Here is a 10956-nt window from a genome sequence, read left to right as displayed (position 1 = left end):
ACAATGATAATGATTCGGCGATAAAGGAACTTCTCCAAAGTCGAAGAAAAAGGGATAGAAATAAACATAAAATTAGATACAAATTAAAAATGAGAACCGTTTACGAATTCTCCGTTAAGGACAGAAAGGGAAAGGAAGTTTCCCTCAAAGAGTACGCTAACGAAGTACTGCTCATCGTTAACACAGCCACCAAGTGTGGCTTTACTCCTCAGTATGAGGAGCTGGAAAAGCTCTATGAGACATACCACCAGCAAGGCTTCGAGATACTCGACTTCCCATGCAATCAGTTTGGTCAGCAAGCTCCTGGTACTGATGAAAGCATCCATCAGTTCTGCAAACTTACATACGGCACAGAATTTCAGCGCTACAAGAAGATCAAGGTAAATGGTGATAATGCCGCTCCTCTCTTCAAATTCCTCAAGGAATGCAAAGGCTTCGCAGGCTGGGACGAGACTCATCCGCTCTACCCTGTTCTCGACAAGATGCTCTCTGAGGCTGATCCTAACTACAAGGAAAGCGCAGACATCAAGTGGAACTTCACCAAGTTCCTCGTTAACAAGAAAGGTCAGGTGGTGGCTCGCTTCGAACCTACTACCAGCTTTGACGTTATCGCAAAGGCCATCGAAGAGTGGCTTCAAGCATAAAAACAAAAGCCAGCTTACATTCCTGTAGGCTGGCTTTCTTATTTCTTTTAATCTTTAATCTACCTGAGGTACAGTCTGGAGGAACTTATTGATTTCCTCATCACTCACCCTATAATCATGCAAATCTCCATTGAGATAGCTTTCGTATGATGGCATATCAATGAGACCATGACCAGAAAGACAGAAGAGAATCACGGTATTCTTACCCTCTTCAGTAGCCTTCTTTGCCTCACGGATTGTTGCAGCAATGGCATGACAGCTCTCTGGAGCTGGAATGATACCCTCTACACGGGCAAAGAGCATACCTGCCTCGAAAGCTTCTGTCTGGGCTACATCTACACCATGCATATAACCATCCTTAACCAACTGAGAGATAATCATGCCGGCACCATGGTAACGGAGACCACCTGCATGGATGTTGGCAGGCTTGAAGTCATGACCCAAGGTAAACATAGGCAACAGCGGAGTATATCCAGCCTCATCACCAAAGTCATATTCAAACTTTCCACGAGTCAACTTAGGACAGCTCTCTGGTTCTGCAGCGATGAACTCAGTATGCTTCTCACCCTTCAGGTTATGACGCATGAATGGGAAGGCAAGTCCACCAAAGTTACTACCGCCACCAAAACAAGCAATCACCTTGTCAGGATACTCACCCGCCATCTCCATCTGCTTTTCAGCCTCCAGACCGATGACAGTCTGATGCAAAGCCACGTGATTCAAAACAGAACCCAAGGTATATTTACAGCCAGGAGTGGTGGTAGCCAACTCTACAGCCTCAGAAATGGCTGTACCGAGAGAACCTGGATGATGAGGATCGCGGGTAATGATGTTCTTACCGGCGCGTGTACTCATACTAGGAGAACCCTCAACGGTAGCACCAAAGGTACGCATGATGCTGGAACGGTATGGCTTCTGCTGCATGGTAATCTTTACCTGATAAACGGCAGCCTCCAGTCCGTAGAGCTTGGCAGCATAGGAAAGGGCACAACCCCACTGTCCGGCACCCGTCTCTGTAGTAACATTGGTATCCCCCTCCTGCTTGCAGTAGTAGCACTGAGGAATGGCAGAGTTGATCTTATGTGAACCCAATGGTGTTGCACTTTCATTCTTGAAGTAGATATGTGCTGTAGTACCCAATGCTTCCTCCAATCCGTAGGCACGAACCAATGGTGTAGAACGGTAGAACGCATACTTTTCCTGTACATCCTCTGGAATGTCAATCCAAGCGTGCTCGGTATCAAGCTCCTGCTTAGAGCACTCCTTGTTAAAGATGTGAGACAAGTCGTCTGCACTGAGCGGCTTGTGAGTCTGTGGGTTCAACGGTGGCATAGGCTTATTAGGCATATCTGCCTGAATGTTGTACCACTGAGTAGGGATATCCTGCTCCTGGAGAATAAACTTTTTCTGTCTCATGTATATGTTTTTATTAAATTGTTAATTCTAGGCACAAAAGTACAAATAAAAAATGAAATACAGAAATATTCCCTGTTTTTTTAACGAATTTGATGTATTTTGAGCATAAAATAGGAGTAATTATTATCGTATAAGGATTATTTAATGTTTTATAAGTGTACTTTTATCAGTTTTCGCCCCTACTAACAACAATTATTCCCCCTATGTTTTTCATTTTCTTCGTACCTTTGCATCAGTTAAAATAAAGGCGTTGTGAAACGCTATTCATCATCTTTTACTTATACAAAAAATATAAAGCATCGGAATATCTGATAAGAGAATCAGAATTCCAATGCTTTTTTTATTGATTTCAGTTCACGCTGAAAAACTTGCAGAAGTTTCACTTCTAGTCATTCACCTTGATCTGAGAAATGAAACTCAGCAGATTCTTTGCCTGTTCCACACTCTTCATATCACGGATGCGAAGGAATCGCTTGTTGTTCTTTTCCTTCAAGGCACAATCCTGGATATGGGTAGTGGCATAAGCGAGTACACGGGAGAACATCTCGCTGCGATAGAACGGACTGTTCACATTGCTCACAAACTGAAGCTGCATGGTACCCTGCTTGAGCATAATCTTCTCACAACCCAGCGACTTGCCCAGTCGGCGCAGACCTACCACACACATCAGCTCATCCGCCTCCCTAGGAACCGGACCGAAACGGTCGATCATTCGCTTACGGAATTCAGCCACCTCCTCTTCACTCTGCAGATGGTCGAGTTCGCGGTAGAGCAGCATTCGCTCAGAACTACCCGGCACGTAGGTATCTGGGAAATAGGTCTCCAGATCACTCTCCACGGCACAGTCATCCACGAAGTCATCACCCGTGAGCAATTTTCCTTCATCCATCTCCTGCTGATACAGGTCGTTGAACTCCTCGTTCTTCAACTCGGTGACAGCCTGGGAGAGAATCTTCTGATAAGTCTCATAACCCAGGTCTTCCATGAATCCACTCTGTTCAGAACCCAGCAGATTGCCTGCACCACGAATATCCAAATCCTGCATAGCCAGATTAAAACCGCTACCCAGGTCGCTGAAGGTTTCCAGTGCTTCCAGACGGCGACGGGAATCCTGAGAAAGATAGATCTTAGCCGGAGCTATCAGATAGCAGAAAGCCTTCTTGTTGCTACGTCCTACCCTACCTCTCATCTGATGCAGGTCGCTCAATCCGAATCGGTGGGCATCATTCACGATGATGGTATTGGCATTGGAAATATCGATTCCGTTCTCTACGATGGTAGTAGAAAGAAGCAGATCATAGTCATAATTGATGAATCCCATGATGATCTTCTCCAGTTCCTCCGGCTTCATCTGTCCATGTCCGATGGCTACGCGGCAGTCTGGCACCAGTTTCTCGATGAGCAATTTCAGCTCGGTCAGTTTGGCGATACGGTCGCAGACGAAGAACACCTGACCGTTACGGCTCATCTCAAAATTGATGGCATCGGCAATCACCGACTTGTCGAAGGTGATTACCTCGGTCTGGATAGGATAACGGTTAGGTGGCGGTGTACGCATGATACTCATATCGCGGGCTCCCATCAGCGAGAACTGCAGGGTTCTCGGAATCGGAGTAGCACTCATGGTAAGGGTATCCACATTCACCTTCAGCTGGCGAAGCTTTTCCTTGGTAGATACACCAAACTTCTGCTCCTCATCAATGATCAGCAGTCCCAGGTCGTGCCACTGTACAGATTTCGAGATCAGTTTGTGGGTACCAATCAGGATATCCACCTTGCCCTCCTTCAGTTCTTCCAGAATACGCCTGGTATCCTTGGCAGTACGGGCACGGCTCAGATATTCCAGGGAAACAGGAAGTCCCTCCAGTCGATGCTTGAAGGTCTGGTAATGCTGGTAGGCAAGCACCGTGGTAGGCACCAGCACAGCCACCTGCTTTCCATCGCAAGCCGCCTTGAAGGCAGCACGGATGGCAACTTCCGTCTTTCCGAATCCCACATCTCCACACACCAGACGGTCCATCGGCCTACCGCTTTCCATGTCTTTCTTCACGTCAGCCGTAGCCTTGCTCTGGTCGGGCGTATCTTCATAAAGGAATGAAGCCTCCAGCTCATGCTGCAGATAACTGTCGGCACTATAGGCAAATCCCTTTTCACGCCGGCGTTGCGCATAGAGTTTGATCAGGTCGCGGGCGATATCCTTGATTCGCTTCTTTGCCTTCTCCTTCAACCGGTCCCAGGCACCTGTTCCCAGGGTAGAGAGGCGTGGTGGTTCACCGGTATCGCTTCTGCGGTATTTACTGATCTTATAGAGCGAGTGGATGCTCACATCCACCTTGTCGTTGTTCTTATACACGATGCGGATCATCTCCTGATAGCTGTCGCCGGTAGGCACACGCACCAGTCCGCCGAACTTTCCGATACCATAATCCACATGCACGATGAAGTCGCCATAATCCATCTCCTGCAACTCCTTCATGGTGAGCGCCATCTTTCCGGCTCTTGCCGAGTCTGAACGGAGGTTGTATTTATGGAATCGGTCGAAGATCTGGTGATCGGTAAAGAAGCAGGCATGCTTCTCATGGTCCACGAATCCCTCGTGGATGGTTTTCTCTACAGGGGTAAACCGGATCTGATACCTTTTCAGCTCCTCACTGTCGAAGATATCCTTCAGTCGTTCCTGCTGCTTCTGGCTGTCTGCCAATATATATAAGGTATAGCCCTGGAGCTGATAATCTTCAAGAGTCTGGGCGAGAAGATTGAAATTCTTGTGGAACAGCGGCTGCGGCGCCATATCAAAAGCGATGAGAGCCTGGTTATCACCCTTGGCTGTCAACAGATGCTCCTGCTTCCTGGCAACATCACCCTCAGACTGCTTACCGAATTCAATACGCACGTGCTCAACCAGCGCATGCTGAAAATCTGAAGCGGAAACGAGATTCAGCTCAGCCTTCATCTCCCTTCTGATCTTCTCAGCCTCCATCTCGGTGGCACCTTCCAGCTGTTCGGTAAGACTCTGGGTAGAGAAACCATCCTTGTAAATCTGCTCTATGCGGTCGTGCAGCAGCGTATAGTCATTCATCACCACGAGTGCATCCGCATTCAGGAAATGGAGAAAACACTGCTTCACGCTCTGTTCGGCAGCAAGTTCCGGAACGATTTCGATGGCATCACGCTTATCCTTCGAAAGCTGGTCTTCGATGTTGAAGGTGCGGATGGTATCAATCTCATCACCGAAGAAATCGATACGGAACGGATATTCGCAACTGTAGGAATAGACGTCGAGGATGCTTCCACGAACGGCAAACTGACCCGGTTCATAGACGTAATCAGTCTCCTGAAGTCCGAAATCACGCAACTGACGCACGATATCTACCTGTGCAATCTGTTGTCCGACAGCAAGTTTGAGAATCCTCTCATCCAGAATCTGCTTGGAAACCACGAGTTCTGCCAGGGCATCCGGATAAGAAACTATATAGATTTGCTTGCCAGCCGACAATCGTGCCAGCACTTCCGTTCTCAGGATTTCGTTAGCCGCATCCCGCTGACCATACTTGATGGCGCGTCGGTAGCTGGAAGGAAAGAAAAAGGCGCTCTCCTGTCCCAGCATCTGCGTAAGATCATGATAGAAATACCCCGCTTCATCTGCATCATTGAGCACGAAAAGCACGGTGCGCTTCATCTTAGCCTGCAGCGAACCGAAGAACACCGAGGCAGAAGAGCACACCAATCCCTGAAGAAAGACAGAATGAACCGACTTCTTCTTCAATAAATCAAAGAGGGCATTCGCCTGTGGCGAACGCCCGTATAGTTTTGCAATTTCCTGTAAAGTCACTTTTACTTCAATTTCGGATATTTTTTGAACCATCCATCGAGACGCAGTCTCATCACGCCGAAGAAAGCCTCTCCAAAGATACCGCCACTCATCTTGCTCACTCCCTCACGGCGATTCACAAAGATAACCGGCACCTCCTTGATCTTGAAACCAATCTTATAGGAAGTGAACTTCATCTCAATCTGGAAACCATAGCCCTTGAAGCGGATGGCATCAAGATTGATGGTCTCCAATACCTTGCGGCGATAGCAGACGAATCCTGCGGTGGTATCATGTACCTGAAAACCGGTAACAAAACGCACGTACTTGGAAGCGAAATAGCTCATCAATACGCGACCGATAGGCCAGTTCACCACGTTGACTCCCGAAACATAACGGGAACCAATGGCTACATCATAGCCCTCATCGTGGGTAGCCGCATAGAGGCGAGGCAGATCATTAGGATCGTGGCTGAAGTCGGCATCCATTTCGAAGATGAAGTCATAACCCTGCTTCAGTGACCATTTGAAGCCCATGATATAAGCAGTGCCCAAGCCCAGCTTACCCGAACGCTCCAGGATATGGAGACGGTCGGCAAACTCATCGGCAATCAGCTTCTTAACGATGGCAGCTGTTCCGTCCGGACTACCGTCATCGATAACAAGGATGTCGAATTTCTTCTCCAGGCCAAAAACGGCACGGATGATTTTCTCTATATTTTCCTTCTCGTTGTATGTAGGAATGATTACAATACTGTCACTCATAATGTTCTAATTTAATATATTTATTGGTCAGGATTCTCCACGAATCCCTGATATTCCTTCACCAGTCCACCCATGATGGCATCATAGCTCTTGGTCATCTGGTTCTTGATATTCTCAGGACCCTTGCCTATCGGATCAATCGGTTCATGGATGGTGAGCTTCAGCGGATGCCAGAATGCCCAGTAGATATCCTTCATGCGGGGCTTGACGTCGAAACTGCCATTGATGGTAAGCGGACATACCGGCAACTGCAATTCGTCGGCAAGCATGAAGGCACCTCGGCGGAACACGCCCATGTGACCGGTAAAGCTGCGGGCACCCTCAGGGAATACCACCAGCGACATACCCTCCTTCAATACCTCGCGCGCCCTGTCATAGGAAGCACGGATCTTGGAAGGTCCACTCTTGTCGATAAAGATATGATGAGCATACTCACAAGCCAAACCTACCAGAGGAATCTTGCGGATACCCTTCTTCATCATCCACTTGAAGTTACGTCCCAGGAAGCCGTAGATCAGGAAGATGTCGAAAGCACCCTGATGATTGGCTACAAACACATAACTCTGATTCTTCTTCAGATGTTCCCTACCCTCTACCTTCACCGGCAGCAGAAGGATACGGATCCACAGGATAGACCACCACTTGCCGGGATAATATCCCCAGAAGTGACCATTGCCCAGTCTGCAGCCTATCACGGTAGCAAGACTGGTCAGAATGCTCGCCAGAACAAGAATCGGCAAACATATCAAAAGCTGATATAATCGATATAAGTATTTCATAATCGCAATTTCATGAATTATTGGAAGATCGTGACTTGGTCATCTTATTTTCGTTTCAATGTGATGACTACTATTTCAGGAGTTGCCCCGATGCGGATCGGAATGGTTCCTCCCAATCCGGCTGTGGTATAGAGCTGGCATCCCTCGCGCTCATAGAGTCCGTAATCGAAAGTCGAGAACATAGACGGGCGCAAGCCGAGAACAGAAACCTGTCCGGCATGGGTATGTCCGCTCAGGGTAAGCTGCGGAGCTACCAGCACGCTGTCCTTCGAACCATATATCTCGTTGATACGCGAAGGCGTCATGTCTTTCCACATCTCCGGAATATGCTGGAGCATCAGCACAAACTGTCCTTTCTGAATACCATAGAGTGCCTGTGCCACCTCTGCACGCGAAGGCTTCTTGAAGTTTTCGGTACCGGCTACATAGATGGAATCCTTGCCGCGATGCAGCACAAAGTGCTCATTCATCAGCAGATGCCATCCCATCTCCCGTTCCGTCAGCTGCACCTTTTCTTCTATCCTGCGGATTTCAGCCTCGTCATCCACATTCATATAATAGGTGTAATCGTGATTGCCCAATACGCTCACCACGCCATCCTTCGCCTTCAGACCACTCAATGTCTTCTTGAAAGGAACCAGTTCCTCCGGTCTCACATTCTGCAGATCACCCGTAAAGCAGATCAGGTCGGGATGCTGGGCATTGATGCTATCTACATCCCGCTGAGGCATGTGTCTGCGCCATCCATAATAGGAACCTACATGGATATCGCTGAAATGCACGATGCGGTAACCCTCAAATGCCTCAGGCAGATTGGGCACATAGACCGTGAGATGCTTCACCTGAAACTGTCGTACCCCCATCGTAAAGCCATAGATGAAACTGAAGAAAGCCCATACGGCAAGGATGATTCCTACCAGTTTTCCCCAGTTGCGTGCCCGATGCACACTGCCTCCAAACCTGCCATCCCCTTTTTTTGCCTTGAAGCGGCGGGAGAGCTTCATACATTCCCATCCCACAAAACTGGTGAAGGCAAAGACAAACTGCGGAACAGCCAGCAGTGCCATCATGACAAACCAGATGTCTATGAACACCGGATTGGCAGGCAGGAAGTCAGGCTCCAGGGTGAGATAGGCAGTGTATCCTATCACGATGGCAGCAGGCAACCAATATAGTATCTTTCGTTTTCCCTTAGGAATATGCAGGTATTTCCGGTCTATCCAGAGATAGGGCAATACCGTGAGCACAATCACGGGAATCAATAATCTAGCTATCATTGTTAAAAACTATCTTTTTTATCTTCTCTAACTTCTGATTACTAACAACATCTTCTCACCTTCTATTTCAGCAGGCTCGACTGCAGGAACCTTTTCATCAGTTTCACGGGAACGCCCCTGCGGCGGGCATAATCCCTCAGCTGGTCATCCCCAATCTTACCCAGTTCGAAATATCTAGCCATGGGATGGGCGAACATCAGTCCCGACACACTGGCATGGGGTGTCATCATTCCGCTTTCCGTGAGTCGGATGCCCACCAGCTTCATATCGAGAAGCTGGTCGATGAGGAAATTTGCACTCGTATCCGGCAGCGAAGGATAGCCGATGGCTGGTCGGATGCCCTGATACTCCTCCCGATGCTGCTGTTCGATGGTAAGATGTTCATCGGGTGCATAGCCCCAGTAGGTCTTTCTTACCTCTTCGTGCAGTTTCTCGGCAGTAGCCTCTGCCAGTCGGTCGCTCAGGGTCTGTGCCAGCATGTTGAAATAATCATCGTGCCGGTAGGCATCCATGATTTCTCCATCTACCGTAGAACAGAACACCCCGATCTGGTCTTTCTCCCCGTGAGCCAGCGGGCGAATGAAATCAGCCAGACAGAGATTCGGTGCGCCCGGAGCAGAAGGATGCTGCTGGCGGAGCATCGGAAAACGGAGCTGCTGATCCTGGAACAGGATATCATCCCCATCGCTGTTGGCATCGAAGAGCTGGAAGATGGCATGGCAGTGAAACCTGTCCTCCCAGGAGGCAAGCATATCCAGCGCTTCCTGCTGCATCTTCTCCTTGTCGCAGCGTGGCTTTCCGCTCAATCCCCAGGCATGATAGAAATAGAGCCAGTTGATATAGGGCACCAGCTCTGATATTCTGTATTGCCTAATGATTCTATCTTTTGTCATAAGTCAACTCCTCACCACGATAAGCAGCATCAAAAGCACCCTTGTTGTAGATCAGGTGACCATTGCAGAAGGTCTGCTCCACCTGCCACTGATATTCATGTCCCTCCATCGGACTCCACTTGCACTTGCTCTGGATGACATCCTTTGTAACGGTCCATGGAGAATGAGGCTTCACGATGACGATATCTGCCTGATAACCCTTGCGCAGGAAACCACGCTGGGCTACCCGGAAGAGCAGAGCCGGCTGATGTGCCATCAGCTCAACCATCCGTTCGATGGTAAGCACGCCTTCATCTACAAGTTCCAGCATGGAAACGAGCGAGAACTGCACCATCGGCATACCCGAAGCCGCCTTGGCACATCCCCCCTGCTTATCCTTCCACTCGTGTGGAGCATGGTCGGTACCGATAGTGGCAATGGTTCCGTCGCTGAGCGCCTTGCGCAAGGCATCACGGTCTGCCAGGGTCTTGATGGCAGGATTGCACTTGATGAGTGCCTTCTTCGTAGCATAGTCGGCATCCGAGAAGACGAGATGCGCAATCACCGCCTCTCCGGTAATCTGAGAAAGAGGGATGCCATCTCCGGAATGCTCATTCGCCATTCCGTTCTGATGGGCGAAGAGCTCCAGCTCCCGGGCTGTCGTAACATGGGCGATATGCAGACGGGTACCAAACTCGCGGGCTAATTCCACAGCGAGCTTGCTGCTCTCATAGCATGCCTCTTCGCTGCGGATTTCCGGATGATGCTCCACGGCAGGATCCTCTCCGTACTTAGCCTTAGCCTCTGCCATGTTGCGGTTGATGATTCCGGTATCCTCGCAGTGCGTCATCACCGGCAGGTTCAGGTCCTTAGCCGTCTTGAAGACGCGCTTCAGCGATTCCATCTTATCCACCAGCATATTACCGGTGCTGGAACCCATGAAGAGCTTGATGCCAGGCACATGGTGCATATCCAGCTGGGCAAAGGAATCCACGTTGTCATTGGTGGCACCATAGAAGAAGCTGTAGTTTACATGACTCTTCTCTGCGCTCAGCTTTCTCTTGTCATTCCACACCTGCAGTTCGGTAGTCTGCGGCACGGTATTCGGCATTTCCATATAGGAAGTCACGCCGCCATAGGCAGCCGCACGGCTCTCACTCTCGATGTCCGCCTTGCGGGTAAGTCCCGGCTCACGGAAATGAACATGGTCATCTATGACACCCGGCAAAACGAAACACCCCGTAGCATCCACTACTTCATCGTAGATGCCACGGGGAGCCATGCCTTCAAATATATCAGATATCACTTCACCATCGACAAGAAGATCACCCAGGAATGAGCGACCTTCATTGACAATAGTTCCGCCTTTAATTAACATTTTAGACATAGTATT

General features: G+C 49.1%; 8 protein-coding genes. 1 reads left to right on the top strand and 7 read right to left on the bottom strand.

Features of this window, described 5'->3' with window-relative positions; translation table 11 throughout:
• The first annotated feature begins 89 nt into the window (after positions 1 to 89).
• Entirely contained in the window at positions 90 to 644 is a 555-nt protein-coding gene (locus tag AAAT87_RS04060; RefSeq protein WP_295023671.1) for a glutathione peroxidase, read from the top strand.
• Positions 645 to 698: 54 nt separating this feature from the next.
• Here the strand turns inward: AAAT87_RS04060 and AAAT87_RS04055 are convergent, their stop codons facing one another.
• The 7 genes from AAAT87_RS04055 to AAAT87_RS04025 form a co-directional block, all read right to left on the bottom strand.
• Positions 699 to 2060: a TrpB-like pyridoxal phosphate-dependent enzyme gene (locus tag AAAT87_RS04055; RefSeq protein WP_089542907.1), complete on the bottom strand. Its 1362-nt coding sequence runs from the start codon at positions 2058 to 2060 to the stop codon at positions 699 to 701.
• 385 nt (positions 2061 to 2445) lie between these two features.
• Positions 2446 to 5892, bottom strand: coding sequence for a transcription-repair coupling factor (gene mfd, locus AAAT87_RS04050; protein WP_349225713.1), 3447 nt, complete (start codon positions 5890 to 5892; stop codon positions 2446 to 2448).
• A gap of 2 nt (positions 5893 to 5894) precedes the next feature.
• Entirely contained in the window at positions 5895 to 6635 is a 741-nt protein-coding gene (locus AAAT87_RS04045) for a polyprenol monophosphomannose synthase (RefSeq protein ID WP_293459894.1), read from the bottom strand.
• A 20-nt stretch (positions 6636 to 6655) separates the two neighbouring features.
• Positions 6656 to 7414 (bottom strand): lysophospholipid acyltransferase family protein, encoded by a 759-nt coding sequence (locus tag AAAT87_RS04040; protein WP_295023669.1) that lies wholly within the window; start codon positions 7412 to 7414, stop codon positions 6656 to 6658.
• A 44-nt stretch (positions 7415 to 7458) separates the two neighbouring features.
• Complete coding sequence (locus AAAT87_RS04035) at positions 7459 to 8691, bottom strand: metallophosphoesterase (RefSeq protein WP_349225712.1); 1233 nt, start codon at positions 8689 to 8691, stop codon at positions 7459 to 7461.
• 62 nt (positions 8692 to 8753) lie between these two features.
• Positions 8754 to 9584, bottom strand: a complete 831-nt coding sequence (locus AAAT87_RS04030) for a vitamin B12 dependent-methionine synthase activation domain-containing protein (RefSeq protein ID WP_349225711.1) — start codon at positions 9582 to 9584, stop codon at positions 8754 to 8756.
• A complete protein-coding gene (locus tag AAAT87_RS04025; RefSeq protein ID WP_349225710.1) occupies positions 9571 to 10950 on the bottom strand; it encodes a dihydroorotase in 1380 nt (459 codons plus the stop codon). Before AAAT87_RS04025 ends, AAAT87_RS04030 begins: the two co-directional genes overlap by 14 nt.
• Positions 10951 to 10956: the final 6 nt, after the last annotated feature.

It is taken from the genome of Segatella sinensis (assembly GCF_040095255.1).
In the GTDB taxonomy this organism is placed as follows: domain Bacteria; phylum Bacteroidota; class Bacteroidia; order Bacteroidales; family Bacteroidaceae; genus Prevotella; species Prevotella sinensis.
Note: the sequence above shows the minus strand (reverse complement) of the source record. Positions and strands in the feature narration are given on the sequence as shown.